Annotated in this window: 13 protein-coding genes; 6 read left to right on the forward strand and 7 right to left on the reverse strand. The window is 32.6% G+C overall.

The genetic code is table 11. From position 1 onward, the window contains the following. Positions 1-1,157 precede the first annotated feature (1,157 nt). The 6 genes from HUE53_RS08565 to HUE53_RS08590 form a co-directional block, all read right to left on the reverse strand. Positions 1,158-3,056 carry an amidophosphoribosyltransferase gene (locus tag HUE53_RS08565; protein ID WP_065213822.1) on the reverse strand — a complete coding sequence of 633 codons (1,899 nt, stop codon included), beginning with the start codon at positions 3,054-3,056 and terminating at the stop codon, positions 1,158-1,160. Positions 3,057-3,144: 88 nt separating this feature from the next. After that, positions 3,145-4,071, reverse strand: coding sequence for a PfkB family carbohydrate kinase (locus HUE53_RS08570; RefSeq protein ID WP_107317396.1), 927 nt, complete (start codon positions 4,069-4,071; stop codon positions 3,145-3,147). Between the two features lie 298 nt (positions 4,072-4,369). Next, complete coding sequence (hflX, locus tag HUE53_RS08575) at positions 4,370-5,590, reverse strand: GTPase HflX (protein WP_014166667.1); 1,221 nt, start codon at positions 5,588-5,590, stop codon at positions 4,370-4,372. Between the two features lie 95 nt (positions 5,591-5,685). Continuing rightward, on the reverse strand, positions 5,686-7,122 hold the full coding sequence (locus tag HUE53_RS08580) for a DUF5689 domain-containing protein (RefSeq protein ID WP_192188419.1): 1,437 nt from the start codon (positions 7,120-7,122) through the stop codon (positions 5,686-5,688). A 6-nt stretch (positions 7,123-7,128) separates the two neighbouring features. Beyond that, on the reverse strand, positions 7,129-7,761 hold the full coding sequence (locus HUE53_RS08585; RefSeq protein ID WP_158308451.1) for a choice-of-anchor J domain-containing protein: 633 nt from the start codon (positions 7,759-7,761) through the stop codon (positions 7,129-7,131). Between the two features lie 10 nt (positions 7,762-7,771). After that, on the reverse strand, positions 7,772-10,582 hold the full coding sequence (locus tag HUE53_RS08590; protein ID WP_192188420.1) for a carboxypeptidase-like regulatory domain-containing protein: 2,811 nt from the start codon (positions 10,580-10,582) through the stop codon (positions 7,772-7,774). A 139-nt stretch (positions 10,583-10,721) separates the two neighbouring features. Between HUE53_RS08590 and HUE53_RS08595 the strand changes: the two genes are divergently transcribed. The 4 genes from HUE53_RS08595 (at position 10,722) to HUE53_RS08610 (ending at position 15,697) form a co-directional block, all read left to right on the forward strand. Next, complete coding sequence (locus tag HUE53_RS08595; RefSeq protein WP_014166671.1) at positions 10,722-11,813, forward strand: endonuclease/exonuclease/phosphatase family protein; 1,092 nt, start codon at positions 10,722-10,724, stop codon at positions 11,811-11,813. A gap of 54 nt (positions 11,814-11,867) precedes the next feature. Further along, positions 11,868-12,398: a 3-hydroxyanthranilate 3,4-dioxygenase gene (locus tag HUE53_RS08600; protein WP_014166672.1), complete on the forward strand. Its 531-nt coding sequence runs from the start codon at positions 11,868-11,870 to the stop codon at positions 12,396-12,398. A gap of 78 nt (positions 12,399-12,476) precedes the next feature. Continuing rightward, complete coding sequence (gene amaB / locus HUE53_RS08605) at positions 12,477-14,045, forward strand: L-piperidine-6-carboxylate dehydrogenase (protein ID WP_014166673.1); 1,569 nt, start codon at positions 12,477-12,479, stop codon at positions 14,043-14,045. A 503-nt stretch (positions 14,046-14,548) separates the two neighbouring features. Then, positions 14,549-15,697 (forward strand): cystathionine gamma-synthase, encoded by a 1,149-nt coding sequence (locus HUE53_RS08610; protein ID WP_192188421.1) that lies wholly within the window; start codon positions 14,549-14,551, stop codon positions 15,695-15,697. A gap of 43 nt (positions 15,698-15,740) precedes the next feature. Here the strand turns inward: HUE53_RS08610 and HUE53_RS08615 are convergent, their stop codons facing one another. Beyond that, positions 15,741-16,544: a THC0290_0291 family protein gene (locus tag HUE53_RS08615; protein WP_041253296.1), complete on the reverse strand. Its 804-nt coding sequence runs from the start codon at positions 16,542-16,544 to the stop codon at positions 15,741-15,743. A 194-nt stretch (positions 16,545-16,738) separates the two neighbouring features. Here HUE53_RS08615 and gdhA point away from each other — a divergent pair, with 194 nt between their 5' ends. Beyond that, complete coding sequence (gene gdhA, locus HUE53_RS08620; RefSeq protein ID WP_014166676.1) at positions 16,739-18,082, forward strand: NADP-specific glutamate dehydrogenase; 1,344 nt, start codon at positions 16,739-16,741, stop codon at positions 18,080-18,082. A 110-nt stretch (positions 18,083-18,192) separates the two neighbouring features. Then, entirely contained in the window at positions 18,193-20,481 is a 2,289-nt protein-coding gene (gene porZ, locus HUE53_RS08625; RefSeq protein ID WP_192188422.1) for a type IX secretion system anionic LPS delivery protein PorZ, read from the forward strand. Positions 20,482-20,483 lie beyond the last annotated feature (2 nt).

Raw genomic sequence — 20,483 nt, forward strand, 5'->3', positions numbered from 1 at the left:
AATAATCGTTAAAAGGGATAAATAATCGTTAAAAGAGAGGAATTATTAATTGGGTATCTAATTGATTACTAAAAGGATAATTGTTTTTTTTAAGTAGGGATAGAAGTATTAAAAATAAAAAAGACAGAACGTAGCTCTGTCTTTTTTGCCCCAAATCTACCATAACTTAACCTACTTATTGTAATGGTAGTTCAAATCTAGTGTAGAGGGGTATGTTTTCCAAAAATAATCGTTAAAAGGGATAAATAATCGTTAAAAGAGAGGAGTTATTAATTGGGTATCTAATTGATTGCTAAAAGGATAATTGTTTTTTAACTAGGGATAGAGGTGTAAAAATAAAAAAGACAGAACGTAGCTCTGTCTTTTTTGCCCCAAATCTACCATAACTTAACCTACTTATTGTAATGGTAGTTCAAATCTAGTGTAGAGGGGTGTGTTTTCCAAAAATAATCGTTAAAAGGGATAAATAATCGTTAAAGAGAGGAATTTTTAATTGGGTATCTAATTGATTACTAAAAGGATAATTGTTTTTTTAACTAGGGATAGAGGTGTAAAAATAAAAAAGACAGAACGTAGCTCTGTCTTTTTTGCCCCAAATCTACCATAACTTAACCTACTTATTGTAATGGTAGTTCAAATCTAGTGTAGAGGGGTGTGTTTTCCAAAAATAATCGTTAAAAGGGATAAATAATCGTTAAAAGAGAGGAACTATTAATTGGGTATCTAATTGATTGCTAAAAGGATAATTGTTTTTTTTAAGTAGGGATAGAAGTATTAAAAATAAAAAAGACAGAACGTAGCTCTGTCTTTTTTGCCCCAAATCTACCATAACTTAACCTACTTATTGTAATGGTAGTCCAAATCTAGTGTAGAGGGGTATGTTTTCCAAAAATAATCGTTAAAAGGGATAAATAATCGTTAAAAGAGAGGAACTATTAATTGGGTATCTAATTGATTGCTAAAAGGATAACTGTTTTCTTAAGTAGGGATAGAAGTATTAAAAATAAAAAAGACAGAACTTAGTTCTGTCTTTTTTGCCCCAAATCTACCATAAACTTAACCTACTTATTGTAATGGTGGTGCAAAGCTATGTAGAGTATAGCTTATATTAAAATAAAATCGTCAAAGTGTTTAAAAAACCGATGAAATACATTCTTTTAATACGCTCTCATATCTTTTCCTTCATAGAAATTCATAAAAGCTCTGTTTACAACACGATTTCCTCCATCTGTAGGGTAATGACCCGTAAAATACCAGTCGCCTAAATTTTTTGGACAAGCTTTGTGTAAATTTTCAACAGATTGAAAGATGATTTTTATTTCTGCATTTATACTAGGTTCTTTTAGCATTTCTGCAATTTTGTCTGAAATTTGTTCATCTGTAAATTCAGCATATAATTCATTTACATGATTTATAACTTCAGAGTCTTGTTTGTGCTCTTGTGCCTTGCATTTTGTGTAAACTTCGTCTACTAGATGGTATTTGTTGTTTTCTTTTAATAATTCTAACATAGCTTGAAAAGCTATTAATGTTTCGAGTTTAGCCATATCAATACCATAGCAATCTGGATAACGAATTTGTGGAGCAGAAGATACTATAATAATTTTTTTTGGATTTAATCGATCCATCATTTTAATAATACTCTTTTTTAGAGTAGTCCCTCTTACAATGCTATCATCAATAATAACAAGATTATCAGATTTTTTCACAACTCCATACGTTACATCATATACATGAGCAACCATGTCATCGCGAGAATCGTCATTTGTAATGAAGGTTCTGAGTTTTGCGTCTTTTATTGCAATTTTTTCAGATCGAATTTTTACATCTAAAATTTCTTTTAGTTTATCAGGGGATAATTGTTCTTTGTATTGTAAAATAGTATCTATTTTACGTTGATTTAGGAAATCATTAGCTGCTTCTATCATTCCAAAGAACGAAGTTTCTGCTGTATTAGGAATATATGAAAAAACGGTATTATCTGTGTCGTTTTTAATGGCTTTTAAAACATGTGGAAGAATTAATTTGCCTAAATTTTTTCGTTCTTGATAAATTTCAGCATCGCTTCCTCTAGAAAAATAAATGCGTTCAAATGAGCAGGCTTTTTTTAGAGTAGCTTCTCTTATTTTTTCATCAATAACGAGACCATTTTTCTTTATAATAATGGCATGTCCAGGGGTAATTTCCTGTATAGACTCAAAAGGCACATTGAAAACGGTTTGAATGACAGGACGCTCAGAGGCTACTACAACAATTTCTTCATCATGGTAATAAAATGCTGGGCGTATGCCTGCTGGATCGCGCGTAACAAATGCGTCTCCATGTCCAATTAAGCCCGCCATAGCGTATCCACCATCCCAATTCTTAGAAGCTCTTCGTAAAATACGTCCTACGTCTAATCGTTCAGCAATAACAGGTGTTGCTTCTTGTTTGGTGAGGCCTTCTTCTTTGCATTTTTGGTATAAATCGGTTACTTCATCATCAAGAAAATGGCCAATTTTTTCCATAACGGTTACTGTATCTGTCATTTGTTTAGGATGTTGTCCTAAACGGACTAAATCGCTAAATAATTCTTTTACATTGGTCATGTTGAAGTTGCCAGCAACGATTAAGTTACGGTTCATCCAGTTGTTTTGACGTAAGAAAGGGTGTACGTTTTCAATACTATTTTTTCCAAATGTTCCGTAACGAACGTGGCCAAGGAAGACTTCTCCTATATAAGGAGTGTTTTCTTTTAATAAATCTATATTATTTTTGTATTCAGGATGTAATTCTAATTCTTGATTGATGCGTGAATTAATTTGTGCAAAAATGTCTTGAATGGGTTGTGCTTGGTTAGAGCGTATTCTGCTAATATAGCGTACTCCTGGGGTTACATCTAGTTTAATGCTAGCTAAACCAGCACCATCTTGACCTCTATTGTGTTGTTTTTCAAGAAGCAGGTACATTTTTTCAACCCCATAAAAAGCAGAGCCGTACTTTTCTTTGTAATACTCTAAGGGTTTTTTTAATCTTAGAAGTGCTATGCCGCACTCGTGTTTAATTGCATCGCTCATTGTGTTGTTGTTGTGTGTAATTACGACCGAAAAGCATCGGTTTTTTTGAAATTTAATTAAAAAAGCCCCGAAAAATCGAGGCGTAAATTTATGATAATTCTATATCAAACTGTGTTAAAGCTTTAAACTGTTTTAATCGGTTTTGGGCTTCTTCTTTCGTTAAGCGAACCATTCGTTCTGTACCAAATTTTTCCACACAGAAAGAAGCTAAATTGGATCCGTGAATAATTGCGGATTTCATATTTTCGAAGGAAATATTTTCGCTTTGTGTAATGAAGCCAGAAAATCCTCCAGCAAAAGTATCTCCAGCACCTGTTGGGTCATATACTTCTTCTAAAGGTAATGCAGGGGCAAAAAAGACTTCTTTTTCGTTGAATAATAACGCCCCGTGTTCCCCTTTTTTGATTACCACATATTTAGGACCCATTTCGTGGATTTTAGCAGCGGCTTTAACTAAAGAATATTCGCCAGACAACTGACGTGCTTCTTCATCGTTAATTGTAATTACATCCACTCGTTTCATAACTGCTTTTAGCTCTTCTAAAGCACAATCCATCCAGAAATTCATTGTATCTAGAACCACTAATTTGGGCTTTTCTGTTAATTGATCTAATACACTTGATTGTACTAATGGGTGTAAGTTTCCTAACATTACTACATCTGTATTCTTGAAATTTTCAGGAACTACAGGTTTAAAATCAGCCAATACATTTAATTCAGTTACTAATGTATCACGAGAATTTAGGTCATTATGGTATTTTCCGCTCCAGAAAAAAGTTTTACCTCCTTTTACAATCTCTAAGCCACTTACATCTATGTTTCTAGATTTTAATAAGTCAATGTATTCTTGAGGGAAATCTTCTCCCACAACAGATACGATGGCTGATTGTAAATTAAAATTAGAAGCAGATAAACCTATGAAGGTAGCAGCTCCTCCTAAAATTTTATCAGTTTTACCAAACGGGGTTTCAATAGCATCAAAAGCTACTGTTCCTACAATCAATAATTTGTTCATAAACGAATTGAAAATTAGAGCGCAAAGTTACAATTATAAGTTGTAAAGTGCAAAGTTTTGATTGTTAGAAAAAGGGAAGGAGTTAATTTAAGAAAAAAGAATAAACAACAAATGCTTCTAGAGTTTTGTGAAAAAGACAATAAAAAGAGGGGGCATCCAAAAAAGTAAATCTTGTGGTTTTCTTTAATTGGTTTGTTCTTGTTGGTTAAAGATTGAAATACTTTAGAATACAAGATTATTATGTACGTAAAAGTTATAAACTAATTGTTTTACTTTTTCGGATGCTTTCTCGTTTATTTTATTCTCCATCAGCTTCTTTATAATCAGGATATAAGAAATTATTATAAGGAAAGCGTGTAATGTGAATTTGTCTTACAGCTTCGTAAATTTTTTCTCTAAATTCTTCGAAATTATGTTTTTCAGTGGCTGAAATAAATAAAGCATGATTTTCGCCTAGACGATTCATCCAAGTGTTTTTCCAATCTTCAAGAGTGTAGTGTTTGGTTGTTTTTTCAGTAATCAAATCATCTTCTGCTATGGTTAAATGTTGGTAAGAATCAATTTTGTTAAATACCATAATAGTAGGTTTATCTGAACTCTTGATGTCTTGTAAAATTTGATTAACCGACTCTATATGGTCTTCAAATTCAGGATGTGAAATATCTACTATATGTAGTAAGAGATCAGCTTCTCGGACTTCATCTAGTGTACTTTTAAAAGATTCGACTAGTTGAGTAGGTAATTTTCGAATAAATCCTACTGTATCTGAAAGGAGGAAGGGTAAATTTTTGATTACTACTTTTCTTACTGTAGTGTCTAAAGTTGCAAATAATTTGTTTTCAACAAATACCTCACTTTTTCCAACGGCATTCATAAGAGTAGATTTTCCTACGTTAGTATAACCAACTAAGGCAACGCGAACCATAGCACCTCTATTACTACGCTGAATAGCCATTTGTTTGTCTATGGTTTTAATTTTTTCCTTTAATAACGCAATGCGATCGCGTACAATACGGCGGTCGGTTTCAATTTCTGTTTCTCCAGGACCACGCATTCCAATACCGCCTCGTTGACGTTCTAAGTGTGTCCACATACCTGTTAGTCTTGGAAGCAAATATTGGCACTGTGCTAATTCAACCTGTGTGCGGGCGTACGAAGTTTCGGCACGTTGAGCAAATATATCTAAAATAAGATTGGTACGATCTAATACTTTACAATCTAATTCACGTGTAATATTTTTTTGTTGTGCGGGCGAAAGTTCGTCATCAAAAATAACCGTTTTGATATCGTTTTCTTTAATGTATAGATTGATTTGTTCAAGCTTTCCTGTTCCAACAAAAGTTTTTGGATTGGGTTTATCCATTTTTTGTGTAAAACGTTTCACTACTTCACCACCAGCAGTAAAGGTCAAAAATTCCAATTCATCTAAATATTCATTTAGTTTATCTTCGTTTTGACTTTGTGTTACGATACCTACAATTACAGTCTTTTCAAAAATATGTTTTTCTTTTTCTAACATTGTATTTAATTGAGGTACAAAATTAAGCAATAAAATGATAGAAATAAAAAAACCCAATTCATGAGAATCGGGTTTTATAATAAATTTATTTTTATTTAGTTTACTACGATGTCATCTATGTGAATTGTAGTTGTTTTAGCTGGACTAAAACTATATCCTCCTGAATATTCAAAAATGATATAACCATTGCCTGTTACATTAACGGGGAAATTAAATACACCACTATTAACGAAAGGTTTCGTTGTGCCTGTTAAAGTACCTGAAGCAATTGTAAAATTAGAAGTTATGTCTGTCAAAGAAGCATCACTTACTTTTGAAAAAGGAACATAGTTAGTAGAATAGTAAACTTTTAAAACACTTCCTGTATTAAAACGATCCTGTGTTTTAAATGACATACTATTTGCTGCTGTAAAGTCTACAGGAATAATAAAATAAGATTTATTATTTTGTTCTTGTCCGCTAGATGCAGAGTTAAAAGCAGACATAACGATGTATTTATTATTGCTAAAGCTAGTTACATACCAATATTTAGATCCTAATAAAGGGTCATTAATATATTTAGGAAAATCTTTTGTTCCGGTTGTAACACTTCCAGCAGTATAGGTGTCAAAATTTTCTGTAAAAGATCCAGAATATGTTAAAGCAGAACCTCCTAAAGCAGGAGCTAAATCCACTTCTTTTCTGTCTTCAGTTAACTGAATGTCTCTTTCTGTGCGTGGTATAAATTGGTAATCAGAACCAAATTTTGTTAAGACACCTCTAATTTTACCATTTTTGTTTGAAATGGTTTTACTAGCAAATTTTGCAAACTCACTAATTCTTACAATAATTTTATTACCATTTAAATCTGTTATTAAATGATTTGTTGCGCTACCTAAATTGTTAAGAGTAGGGTCGAAGTATTTTTTACCAACCGAAGCATCTAAAAATTGAACATCCTTTAATTCAATTAATTTATTGATATAGGAATCATTTAATATTTGATTGATAAATAAAGGTTTTTTAACAATTCTTTCCTCTCCTACGTTTTCGCATGACTTTTTGATAATATTTTTATAGGTAACGAAAGAAATTCTTCCAACCTGATCGTCTGCGGTATTATTAGGTGTTTCATTATTAAAAATTTCACCTATTATTGTAGAAGCGTTTTTATTAGTGTAAGATAAGCCATTCATTTTTATATAAACTTTCCTTCCAGGCTCAAATTCAGTATGTAAATTGCTTTGATCTACGGGTATACTAAACCCTACAGTGCCAGATCCGTTATCAACTGATTCGAATGAAATGGATTTATAAAAAGTACCTCCTTCATCGCTTGAAGTAACGATTGCCTCAATGATATCATCTGATTTATGAGTTGTAAAACCATTGGTAGGAGCTTGACTTGTAAAATCGGTAACTTTTTTATTAGCCGTTAGAGTTTCACAAAGGTTATTCGTACTAGGGGTATCGAACTTTTCATTTACACAGGCTATACTTGTACATAGTATAAACGAATAAACCAAAAAACTTTTAATATTTATATTTTTCATAACGTCTTAGTTCATAAAAAGTTTAATATTGTCTAACTGATAAGTGGTAGTTAAACCGTTTGTTTTGTTTCCTGCGTACTTAAACGCAATTTGGATGTTTTTGCCTTTATAAGCTGATAAGTTAAGGATCCCACTTGAAATGAATTTATCTACTTCTGTAGAGGTAGGTAACTTAACGTTTAAAGGAGTCCAAGTAGCTGTATTTATACCTGTTTTTGTACCGTCGTAATTTTCAGAAATCAAAACCGTCAAATTACTACCTGTCCAAAATCTAACTTTAGTGTCGAAAGAGAAAAAAGTTTCTTTTTCAGAATCTAATTTGGTACTTGGAATGATCAACCAGGCTTCATCTGTTGTATTAGCCGCAGAATAGTAAGATGAAAATTCAGCATATTTATTAGAGTCTGCTAAACGACTATTCCATAATCTAGTTCCTGTTGTACTTAGATTATAATTAGACCAACCTTTAATATTGATGGGTATTTCTGTAGATCCTGAACCTGATGTTGTTGCTTCAAAGTTTTCAAATAAATAAGCAATTTTAATTTCAGGAATGTCAAAATCCTTTTCTTTATCACAAGCTATGAATAATCCAGCAGCGATAACTGAAATAATAATTGAATTTAAAATTTTTTTCATAGTTGTGTTTTTAGAAATTAACATATAAATTCACAAAGAAATTTCTTCCATAACCGTAGAAGTATTTTGAACCAAAAGTTCTGATACCACTTTGTGAGTCTTGGTTTAGTAAAGGGAATGTTGCTTTTCTTGATTGTTCAAAACCACCTGTTTTAAATACTTTGTCAAGAACGTTATTAACTGTAGCAAAAAATCCAAAGGTAACTCCTCCTTTTGCTCTCCAAGATTTACCTCCATTTAAGTTTAACAAGAAATAAGCAGGTAATCTTTCTTGTTGAAGTGCTTTTCTTACAGAAGTTTCATTAACACCATCGTAAGAAATACCTGTTTTATCATCAATAGTGAAATTGTTTGTTCTTAAAATATTCGAAACACCAACATAAGTTTGATCAAAATAGTTATAATTAGCACCTATGTACCAAAAGTTAGGATTGCGATATTCTAAACCAAATGAACCTGCTATTTGCGGCATACCACCAACTCTATATCCTTTTAAATATGTTTTTCCAAAATCTTCAATAGGATAGTTGTTAGATTCTGTTGCGGCAGCATCATTATTAACTCTGAGAGTTGGATTATTATCATAAGTATATTCACCGTATGAACCAGCCAACGAAGCTTTAATTGTTGATGTAATTTGGTATTCTACACCTAATTCACCACCTATATTTTTTCTGTTCATACCCGTAACGATTTCACTAACAAAAGCATCTTCGTTACCATCATTTGTATCTTCATCAGCAACGCCCTCACCAAAAAAGAAAGCCACATTAGTTGCGTTTGATACGGTATTGTAAAATCCTGTAATTCTAGATTTAAATTTAGGGGTACGGATGATATAACTAGCGTCTGCACTTACTATTTTTTCACTAGCAAGATCAATCGTTACATTGTTGTTGTAACGTGCATTTGCAAACGTATTTCTTAAGTTAGGAGCTTTAGTTAAAAAAGCACCATTAAAGTCTAGTAAATGACGACTAGATAATTTAAATGTTATTCCTCCTTTTAGTCCGTAGTTTTCAAAAGTAGGACGTTCGCTTTTTCCGAATGAATTAGAAGCATATTTTCCATTTTTATATAATCCTTCTCTTTCGTATTCAGATTTAGAGAAAGTTTGAGAAAAATAAAAATCAGCTTTTTTAAAGTTAAATTTAAATTGTGTAAAAGCGTCAACTACAGTAGCTCTTAAGTTATAATTATATCCAAAAATATCATTAAGATAAATTTTTTGATTAGGATTATTTAAGTCAAATTGAGCAAAATTTCCTTTTGAAACATAAAAAGGGTCAAAGTTTTCTGTGTATTTTGCACCTAAAAGATCTGTTACTACAGCATATTGATGTGATTTTAATTTTTTGAAATTTACACCCGCATTAATGCTTATATTTTCAGAAATTTGAGAATTTAATATAGAATTTGCCGTGATTTGTGTGTCGTCGTTTCTTTGCTCAGTCAATAAGTAATAGGCTTTTCCAGCTACATTGTTAGGGTTTGTATTAGCATAATACATTTCGTCCCAGTTAACTTGACCATTGTTTTTAAAATCTGCTAAAGCGTTTGCAGCTCTTGCGTAATCTGGAATCCATGCACCCGTATTTTCATTTGTTAAGTTTAGATAAGTGCTTGGCAACTTTTTGTAGTATGTAGGATCAGGATTATTACCCCCTGGATATTCTAGTCTTGCATTGGCAATAGAACCCGATTGAAATGCTAAATTAGTATTTAATCTCGTTTTGTCGTTAAATTTCCAGTAATGATTTAACATCATAATAGGCTCATTTATGATACGGTCTCTACTATTGCGTTTTTTTCCTTCTTGCCAACCCCAATATGAATTGTATTTATATCCTTTGATATCAGTTACCTCGTTCGTATTAGGAGAAGTTCGGCCTCTTCTATTTTGAGCATAAATAGAAGTGAAGTTTAGAACATGTTTTTTACCAAATCTTTTTTCAACACTTGCAAATAATGAATTGGCCGCCATATCCGTTCCTTCAAAATGTCCTTCTTGAGCCCATCTTCTACTAGCAGATACAACAAAAGCCCACCCTTTACTGTCTAGACCAGAAGCATGAGTACCCATTGCTCTCCAGTTATAGTTAGTGTTAGTTCCTGAAAACGAAACTCGTGTTCCAGGTCTGTACAAAGAAGCTCTAGTATTTATTTCTTGAGTACCTAATATACTACCAAATGTATAGTCGGAAGCGGTGCTTCCCATAGTGAATTCTTGATTTCTAGTGGCATCGTTAAGACCACCCCAGTTGCTCCATTGCGGGCGACCGTCGAATAATTTATTCATAGAAACACCATTTATCATAGTATTCCCGTATTCGTTATCTAATCCTCTAATTCTAAAACGAGCCCCTCCCCAGTTAAATGCAGCAGCTTGTTGATAAGTGTCTCTTGTGGCTTGTAAAAGACCTGAAGTGCTTTCCGAACCGCTGTTGTCATCACTCAAATCATTTTCTGTTAAAGTAACTAAACTTAATTGTTGTTCTTGATTTTGAGAATCATCTTCAAGAACAATTACCCCTAAATCTAAAACTTGATTAGCAATAATTTCTAAAGATAGAAGCTGTTCTTTGTAGCCATCTCCTTTAACTTTTAAAAGTTGTTTACCTACTGGAACACCTTTAACAGAAAATTTACCATCTGAGTTGGTTAACTGTGATAAATTAGTGTTTTCAATAGTAGTTACTACATTCTGTAGAGGCTTATTAGTTTTATAGTCAATAACCTTTCCTGAAACTCCTGTTGGTTGTTGTGCAAAAACTAAAACTGCCTGTAGTACCAATAAAGTACTAAAAACTAGTTTTTTCATAAATAAAATTAAAAATTAATTTACTTTTCCTATATTTAAATCGTTAAAAATAGGGTAACAAATGTATGACATTTGATATAATTATTTACTTTTGATGCCGAAAATATTCTGTGTTTTAATGATTTTTTAATATAAAAGTATGAAATTTACTAAAATTACTTGTCTGTTTTTTATGATATTAGCGATTGATGGCGTTGCACAGACAAAAAGAGTAGCTATTAATACAATAGCATTTTACAACTTAGAGAACTTCTTTGATACTGTAAATGACCCTAATACGAATGACGAAGACTTTGTTTACTCTCCTGAAAATTACGCAAAAAAAATAGATAATTTAGCTCGTGTTATTTCACAGCTAGGTACAAGTGATAAGCAAACAAATGCACCTGTAGTATTGGGAGTGGCAGAAATTGAAAACCGTCGTGTTTTAGAAGATCTTATTAAACATCCCTTACTGATTAATTTAAATTACGGAATTGTGCATTTTGATTCCCCAGATCGTCGCGGTATTGATTGTGGATTTTTATATCAAAAAAAACATTTTAATCCAAGTAGCTATCAAAATTATCCTTTGATTATTTCAGAAGATCAACAAGATAGTAAAGCAAAAGATAAGGATAAAAATGAAGGAGATACTGATGAAAATAGTGTAGATGTTAAAACGAAAAGAATTTATACAAGAGACCAAATTTTGATGACAGGTACTCTTGATGGCGAAGAAATGAGTTTTATAGTAAATCACTGGCCTTCACGCCGCGGAGGAGAAAAAGCAAGCAGTCCATTGCGTGAAGCTGCTGCGGCATTAAACAGAAAAATAATAGACTCCTTACAAACCGTTAATCCCAATGCGAAAATCTTTACAATGGGCGATTTAAATGACGGGCCATTCAATAAGAGTGTTAAAGAAATTTTAGGAGCCAAAGGAGAAATAGAAGAAGTAAAACCACAAGGATTGTATAATCCAGCAGAAAAAATGTTGAAAAAAGGAATTGGCACCTTAGCACATCGTGATGCGTGGGATTTTTTTGATCAAATTATTTTTACAGAAGCCTTATTACCTCATAATAATGATTATTCAACATGGAAATATTGGAAAGCAGGTGTTTATAATAAATCATTTATGATCCAACAAACAGGACAATACAAAGGATATGCTCTTAGAAATACCAGCGAAGGGCCTGGTTTTTCAGATCACTTTCCTTCTTATATATACTTAGTTAAAGAATTCTAAAAAAATAAAATCCCGAATAAACGGGATTTTTTTATTCATAATTTTACATAAAAAATGTCAGTGCAACAACCATTCAATTTAAAAAAGTGGATAGAAGAGAATCGTCATCTTTTAAAACCACCCGTAGCTAATAAAAATCTGTATGTTGATTCAGGTGATTATATTGTAATGATAGTGGGCGGGCCTAATGCTCGTAAAGACTATCATTATAACGAAACAGAAGAGTTGTTTTACCAAATAGAAGGAGAAATAGTAGTTTACATTCAAGAAAAAGGTGAAAAAAAAGAAATCATACTAACCGCAGGAGATATGTATTTACATCCAGCTAAAATTCCCCATTCACCTAATCGAACAGAAGGTTCTATAGGTCTAGTAATAGAACGTAAAAGACCCCAAGGAACAGATGGTTTATTATGGTTTTGTGATAACTGTAACCAAAAACTACACGAGGTATATTTTAGCTTAAATGATATTGAAAAAGATTTTCTTACTCACTTTAAAGAATTTTATTCTTCCCTAGAAAAAAGAACCTGTACAAATTGTGGTCATGTTATGAAAACAGATCCTCGATTTGTTGAAGATTAATAATTACGGACTCAATTTTTTAGATAATAAATCATAAATTTGCATTCGATTTTAACAAAACTTGATAAAAAAGTTACAATGTCAACAATAACACAATCAGCAGTAGCTCAACAATTTGGAATTGTTGAAGCGTTAGAACAATTAGGCGTAAAAGAAATCAATTTAGGAACATCAACTGGATCTAATTGGTTTGCTAATGGTGAAATCATTGAATCATATTCACCTGTAGATGGTCAATTAATTGGAAAAGTACAAGCTTCTACAAAAGAAGATTATGAAAAAGTAATGGAAGCGGCTACTACCGCGTTTAAAACTTTTAAAATGATGCCCGCTCCTAAACGAGGAGAAATTGTTCGTCAATTTGGTGAAAAATTAAGAAAATATAAAGAACCTCTTGGTAAATTAGTTTCTTATGAAATGGGTAAATCTTATCAAGAAGGTTTAGGAGAAGTGCAAGAAATGATTGATATCTGTGATTTTGCAGTAGGTCTTTCACGTCAATTACATGGTTTAACAATGCACTCTGAGCGTTTTGGACACAGAATGTATGAACAATACCATCCACTAGGGGTAGTAGGGATTATTTCAGCGTTTAACTTTCCAGTAGCGGTTTGGTCTTGGAATACAGCTTTAGCTTGGATTTGTGGAGACGTATGTGTATGGAAGCCATCTGAAAAAACGCCTTTATGTTCAATAGCTTGCCAAAATATCATCGCTGAAGTTTTAAAAGAAAATAATTTACCAGAAGGTATTTCTTGTATCATTAATGGTGATTATAAAGTGGGTGAATTAATGACACATGATAAAAGAGTTCCTTTAGTATCTGCTACAGGTTCAACTCGTATGGGGAAAATAGTAGCTCAAGCTTGTGCCGCACGTTTAGGAAATTCATTATTAGAATTAGGAGGAAATAACGCAATTATCGTTACTCCAGATGCAGATATTAAAATGACCGTAATCGGAGCTGTTTTTGGAGCTGTAGGAACAGCAGGCCAAAGATGTACTTCTACTCGTAGATTGATTATTCATGAGGATATTTATGATAAGGTAAAAGATGCTATCGTAGCAGCTTATGGTCAGTTAAGAATAGGGAATCCATTAGATCAAAACAACCATGTAGGGCCACTTATTGATACAGATGCTGTTGAAGCATATAATAAAGCCTTAGAAAAAGTGGTAGCAGAAGGAGGAAATGTTATCGTTCCTGGTGGTGTATTAACAGGCGAAGGATACGAAAGCGGTTGTTATGTAAAACCAGCAATTGCCGAAGCTCAAAATCATTTCGAAATTGTTCAACACGAAACGTTCGCGCCTGTATTGTATTTATTAAAATACACGGGAGACGTAATGAATGCTATTGAAATTCAAAACGGTGTAGCGCAAGGTTTATCATCAGCTATTATGACAAATAATTTACGCGAAGCAGAAGCGTTCTTATCACATGCAGGTTCTGATTGTGGTATTGCTAACGTAAACATCGGTACATCAGGAGCAGAAATTGGTGGTGCATTTGGTGGTGAAAAGGAAACAGGTGGCGGCCGTGAGTCTGGATCTGATGCTTGGAAAGTGTACATGAGAAGACAAACAAATACAATTAATTATACAACAGATTTGCCTTTAGCACAAGGGATTAAATTTGATTTGTAAGATTTTACAAACTATGTTTAAAGAATTGTCGAAAAATAAACCGTTTCAAAATTTTAGACAAATTTAAACTTAATTTTGATGATAATGGGCTCGGTATTTTATCGGGCTCATTTCATTTAAATTAGACTTGAGTTTCTCGTTGTTCTAGAACCTAATTATGTTGTTGTACTTCACACGGTTTTATCCCAAAATAAGTCTGTTTGCATAAAGCTAAAATATGGGACGATATTCAGAAAGAGGATTCAGATATTTAGAAGTATTTAAAAGATTTGTTTGTAATGCTTGCTTATCAGTTCCATAAATAAAATAAAAGAATTGCAGAAAAAGAAACCTTTATAAAAAATGGTGCACAAGTGTTTAATTAATTATTTTTGTTCAGACAAAACGGTTTGTTTTTGATTTTAAACTAAAATGATAAAATTGCCGCAAACTAGCAGTTGGCTTATGTAAATACCAATGATAAAAGACGATACGATGTTATTCTGAAAATAAAATTTAAATATATGAAATTTAATACAAAAACCATACATGGTGGTCAACAACATGACCCCAGTACAGGGGCTGTTATGCCTCCTGTTTATAATAGCTCTACTTTTGCACAACATGATCCAGGTGTTCCAAATAACGGATATGAATACAGTAGAGCAGCAAATCCTACTCGTACAGCCTTAGAAAATGCTTTGGCAAGTATAGAAAACGGAACACGTGGATTAGCTTTTTCTTCTGGTTTAGCAGCTACTGACTGTGTTTTAAGAGGGTTAAAAGCAGGAGATGAAGTAATTGCTATGGATGATTTATACGGTGGAACCTATCGTATGTTTACCCGTATTTATAAAGAGTCAGGTATCAAGTTTCATTTTGTAGATATGAATGATCTACCAAAATTCGAATCATTAATTAATGAAAACACTCGTTTAGTTTGGGTAGAAACGCCTACTAATCCATTAATGAAATTAGCTGATATTAAGGCTGTTGCAGGTATAATTAAAAAGTATTCTAATATTCTTTTTGCTGTTGATAATACATTTGCAACACCTTATTTGCAAAAGCCACTCGATTTAGGAGCGGATATCGTAATGCATTCAGCTACTAAATATCTAGGAGGGCATTCTGATGTAATTGCTGGAGCTTTGATCGTAAAAGATGAAGCGTTAGGAAACCAATTGCATTTTCAACAATTTGCTACAGGAGCTACTTTAGGCCCCAATGATTCATTTTTAGTTTTAAGAGGAATTAAAACATTGCATTTGCGCGTTCAACGTCACTGTGAAAATGGGGTTAAAGTTGCTGAATTTTTAGTAAATCATCCCAAAGTTGAAAAAGTATATTATCCAGGTTTAGAAAGCCATCCTTTTCATGAAGTAGCAAAAAAACAAATGATAGGAGGCTTTGGAGGAATGGTAACTTTTACATTCAAATCAGGCGCTAAGCAAGATGCTGTTGATTTCTTAAAGAAATTAAAAGTGTTTACTTTGGCAGAATCTTTAGGAGGTGTAGAATCATTGGCCAATCATCCAGCTCTCATGACACACGCTTCAATACCAGAAGATAAAAGAAAAGAAATAGGTATATCAGACGATTTAGTACGTTTGAGTGTGGGTGTTGAAGATATTCAAGATTTGATAGAAGATTTGCAACAAGCATTAGCCTAAAAAAAGCCCTTTAAGGGCTTTTTTTAGGCTTCTCAAATTATTATTAATTTAAATAATAGACATATCCAAAGTTTAACCAAACCAACCAATCATTGGCTTTGTTTTCAGGATATAATTTTTGGTTTGGGTTCAAACCGTCTACCCAGTTTGAATTAAAATATTGCCAACGTAAGTCAATTATTAAATCAGACATTAAATTTAATTTATATCTAGAACCCACACTTCCTACAATAGACCAAGTACTTCCAGAATCATTAGAAAAACCGTGAGGTTTTCCGTCAGAAGGGCTCCAATATTTTGGAAAAATATTGTTCTGATTTAAAAGAACTCCGTCTCCATAAGAAGTTTTGACTTGAGGATTGAAAAAGCTATACTGAGCACCCAAACTGATGTATGGTGCAAAACTTCCAGTATAAGCCGAAAAATCACGAATGCTTAAGGGGTAATATTCTAATTGCGCTCCAATGTTGGTTATTGAAGAAGAACCTTCCATTGCATTTAATTGTTTACCACCAATAGAAGTCTTATCTGCTAATTTACCAAAATGATTTAGTTTGGTCTTATTGTATGATAACTCGGCTCTTACTTTAAAGTGGTCATTAAAGTAGGTGTCTTGTGTGTAACAATTACAATCCGAGCGGTAGGCAAAATTTAAATAGTATGCAAGTCCAATCCCTATTCCTGTATTTCCAGCGTCTGTTTCTAAATTATTGCGTTCCCCATAATCTGATTGAAAGGCAACAGGTCCTACCACCAATCCTAGCTCACTGGAAAAACCAGACTGAGCAAATAGATTAGAGTTCATTCCTAAAAGAAAAAATAAAACAAAACGATATATTTTTTGCATAGACTTATTTTTAACTTGATTAGACAAATATATAAAAACATCATCCACTTTCTAGATAAATTACTGAAAATATTAAAAAAAAAGCTTGAAGTTTATTAAATTTTTACTATGTAAATTATTCAGATAAATGTATATTTGCTCACCAAACAGAAAAACGTTTTTTTATATTAAAACGAAAATAAAAGAATAAAATTATGTCGCAAAGTATCGAAGCTTTTGTTGAAGCAGTTGCAAAAAACAATCCAAACGAACCCGAATTCTTACAAGCTGTAAGAGAGGTTGCAGAAACAGTTATACCTTTTATTGAATCAAACCCTAAGTACCAAGGAAAAACACTATTAGAGCGTATGGTAGAGCCAGAACGCGTAATTATGTTCCGAGTAGCGTGGGTAGATGATAAAGGTCAAACACAAGTTAATAAAGGATATCGTATTCAAATGAATTCGGCTATCGGACCATACAAAGGAGGATTGCGTTTCCATCCTTCTGTAAACTTAAGTATTTTAAAATTCTTAGCTTTCGAACAAGTTTTCAAAAACTCTTTAACTACTTTACCAATGGGTGGAGGAAAAGGAGGTTCAAACTTTGATCCTAAAGGAAAATCAGATAACGAAATTATGCGTTTTTGTCAAGCATTCATGACTGAATTATCACGTCATATTGGTGCTGATACAGATGTTCCAGCTGGAGATATTGGTGTTGGAGGTCGTGAGGTAGGCTATATGTACGGTCAATACAAAAAATTACGTAACGAATTCACAGGAGTATTAACAGGAAAAGGAATTACTTTTGGAGGTTCATTAATTCGTCCTGAAGCTACAGGTTATGGCGATGTATATTTTGCTCAAAATATGTTAGCTACAAAAGGTGAAAGCTTTGAAGGTAAAACAGTGGTCGTTTCTGGATCAGGTAATGTGGCTCAGTATGCTATCGAAAAAGCTACTCAATTAGGAGCTAAAGTAGTTACAGCTTCTGACTCTTCTGGATATATCTATGATGCTGATGGTATCGATGCAGACAAATTAGCTTACATCATGGAAATTAAAAATGTAAGATACGCTAGAATTAATGAATATGTAGCTAAGTATCCAAACGCTAAATTTGTAGAAGGAAAACGTCCTTGGGAAGTAAAATGTGATATTGCATTGCCATGTGCAACTCAAAACGAATTAAATGGAGAAGAGGCTCAGTTATTAGTAAATAACGGATGTATCTGTGTGGCTGAAGGAGCTAATATGCCTTCTACCCCAGAAGCTGTTGAAATTTTTATCAAAAACAAAATTTTATTCGCTCCAGGAAAAGCTTCTAATGCAGGTGGTGTAGCTACTTCAGGTCTTGAAATGTCACAAAACTCTTTACGTTTAAGCTGGACTAGAGAAGAAGTAGACCAAAGATTACAACGTATTATGAGTGATATTCATGAAGCGTGTGTTACTTATGGCAAAGATGAATCTGGTTTTGTAGACTATGTAAAAGGTGCAAATATTGCTGGTTTCGTAAAAGTAGCAGATGCTATGTTAGCACAAGGAGTAGTATAGTCCTGAATTTTATATAATTTTAAGGCACTTGTTTTTCAAGTGCCTTTTTTTATTTATACCCCAAAAAAACTTGTTTTTAAAGTATATTTGTCGCAAGAAATCAGAAAGACATGAAGAATTGTACTGCATTTTTATTTATACTCTTAAACTTTCCTCACGTTTTTGCTCAAGAAATCAACCCTTGGAGCGGATATTATTCCTATAATGCAGTTAAAGATCTTGAATTAGTAGGGAACAAGATACTAATAGCTGCTGATAACACCTATTTTTCATCTAATTTAGATACCAACCAATCTGAAAAAAAATCAACAATAGAAGGCCTATCAGGGGAGCCTATCACGCAAATTCATTTCAGTCCAACCTATAATAAAACCATTGTGGGACACTTGAGTGGGTTGGTTATTATTGTCAATGAAACAGATGGTTCAATGTTTTATTTAAAAGGAATAAAAGAAAAATCTAATATTTTAGCAAGCAAAAAAAGAATCAATCATTTTGAAGAATACAAAAACAAAATATATATATCAACAGGATATGGTATTACCGTTTTAGATATGGATAATTCCCAATTTGGAGATACATTTTTTATAGGGACAGGAGGGACAGAACAGGATATTGTAAGCACTTCAATAATTAATGATACCATTTATGCAATTGTAAAATCAAAGGGTCTTTATACTGCTAAGTTAAGTAACCCTTTCTTGATTGATTTTAATCAATGGAGTATGCTGCAACCAGGTAGTTGGCTTTTTTTAAAATCCACCAAAACCAAAAAGATTATAGTCTCAGAAACAGGAGCTATACATGAATTAAAGTCAGATAATTCACTTTCTTATATAACCTCTGTTCTACAAAAACCTAAAGACGTTCATTATAACGAGGATAAACTAATTATAAGTTCCTCTAACTATGTTGATGTTTTTGATGAAAATGGAAGTGTAATAAAGCAATTAGCTTGGAGAGATCAATTCCAATCACTTTTTACAAGTTCATCTATTAGAAACAACAAAATTTATGTAGGAACAGAAAGTAATGGTTTGTATTCAGTAGACTTCGATAATCCCCAACTTGTAGCTAATTTAACACCGAGTTGCCCAGAAAAAAATCGTTTTTTTAGAATAAAAGTTAATGACGGTACTCTTTTTGCAGTTTTTGGAGGGTATACTAACCAATACAATCCTTATGGGTACTGTTGTGGAGGTCCTAGTAAATCAGGAATTAGTGTTTATTCTAATGAAAAATGGATAAACCTACCTTATAAAGATCTATTAGAGGCAAGAGCTCTGTCGAGTATTGTTTTTAACCCTAAAAATAAAAATGAAGTATTTATAGGTTCTTTTTTTAGCGGATTATTAAAACTAGATAATTTTATTCCCACTAAATTATATAATAAAGAAAATACCCCACTAAAAGACGAACTAATTCCTAACGTTCTTCTTGTAAATACACCTAGCTTTGATTCAAATGGAAATTTATGGATTACCAGTAGCAGAGCAGAAAATGCGCTTTTTAGTCTTGATAAAAATGATAATTGGAAAAGCTATTCATTTAAAAACATTTCTGTAAACCCTAAAGAAGAAAATTTTTCTTCAATGAAAATTGATAAAAATGGAACTAAATGGTTGGGAACGCTAAAAACAGGAGTGATAGGATTTAATGAAAAATTAAACAAAAATATAATTATTAACAATGTTAAAGGAAAAGGGAGTTTACCAGATAATGATATTCGCTCTTTAGCCCTTGATAACAATAATCAATTATGGATTGGCACCTTTAATGGCTTGCGTTATTTGCCAAATATTAATTCCTTTTTGACGGATACCAGTCTAGATACAAAACAAATTATTTTATTAGAAGACGGCACCGCTCAAGAACTTTTTTATCAATCTAATATTTTAGATATAGAAGTAGATGGAGCAAACAACAAATGGGTTTCAGTCGAAGAATCAGGTGTTTTTTTAATTTCGCCAGACGGGCAACAGACCAAATTACATTTTACAAAAGAAAATTCGCCTTTACCCAGTAATATAGTAGATGATATTGAAATAGATCAAACAACAGGTAAAGTCTATTTTGTAACTAATAATGGAACTGTTTCTTATCAGAGTTTAGCAACAGTAGGAACTAAAGATTATTCTAATACCTATATTTATCCTAATCCCTATAGACCAGAACATAAAGGAATGGTTAGAATTACAGGATTAAAAGATAAAAGCAATGTTAAAATTACCGATATAGAAGGCAATCTAGTTTTTGAAAACATCTCACAAGGAGGAACTATCGAGTGGGACACCCTGTCTTTTGCTAAAACAAAAGTATCATCAGGAGTTTATGTAGTATTAGTTTCAGATCAAGAAGGTGAAGATACCGTTGTTAAAAAACTTTTAATTATTCGATAAAT

It is taken from the genome of Flavobacterium columnare (assembly GCF_014844295.1).
In the GTDB taxonomy this organism is placed as follows: domain Bacteria; phylum Bacteroidota; class Bacteroidia; order Flavobacteriales; family Flavobacteriaceae; genus Flavobacterium; species Flavobacterium columnare.

Coding starts and splice junctions, on each gene's coding strand:
- HUE53_RS08600 (WP_014166672.1), top strand. CDS start 11,868: ATGTCAGTGCAACAACCATTCAATTTAAAAAAGTGGATAGAAGAGAAT.
- HUE53_RS08590 (WP_192188420.1), bottom strand. CDS start 10,582: ATGAAAAAACTAGTTTTTAGTACTTTATTGGTACTACAGGCAGTTTTA.
- HUE53_RS08565 (WP_065213822.1), bottom strand. CDS start 3,056: ATGAGCGATGCAATTAAACACGAGTGCGGCATAGCACTTCTAAGATTA.
- HUE53_RS08580 (WP_192188419.1), bottom strand. CDS start 7,122: ATGAAAAATATAAATATTAAAAGTTTTTTGGTTTATTCGTTTATACTA.
- HUE53_RS08595 (WP_014166671.1), top strand. CDS start 10,722: ATGAAATTTACTAAAATTACTTGTCTGTTTTTTATGATATTAGCGATT.
- amaB (WP_014166673.1), top strand. CDS start 12,477: ATGTCAACAATAACACAATCAGCAGTAGCTCAACAATTTGGAATTGTT.
- porZ (WP_192188422.1), top strand. CDS start 18,193: ATGAAGAATTGTACTGCATTTTTATTTATACTCTTAAACTTTCCTCAC.
- HUE53_RS08570 (WP_107317396.1), bottom strand. CDS start 4,071: ATGAACAAATTATTGATTGTAGGAACAGTAGCTTTTGATGCTATTGAA.
- hflX (WP_014166667.1), bottom strand. CDS start 5,590: ATGTTAGAAAAAGAAAAACATATTTTTGAAAAGACTGTAATTGTAGGT.
- HUE53_RS08610 (WP_192188421.1), top strand. CDS start 14,549: ATGAAATTTAATACAAAAACCATACATGGTGGTCAACAACATGACCCC.
- HUE53_RS08585 (WP_158308451.1), bottom strand. CDS start 7,761: ATGAAAAAAATTTTAAATTCAATTATTATTTCAGTTATCGCTGCTGGA.
- HUE53_RS08615 (WP_041253296.1), bottom strand. CDS start 16,544: ATGCAAAAAATATATCGTTTTGTTTTATTTTTTCTTTTAGGAATGAAC.
- gdhA (WP_014166676.1), top strand. CDS start 16,739: ATGTCGCAAAGTATCGAAGCTTTTGTTGAAGCAGTTGCAAAAAACAAT.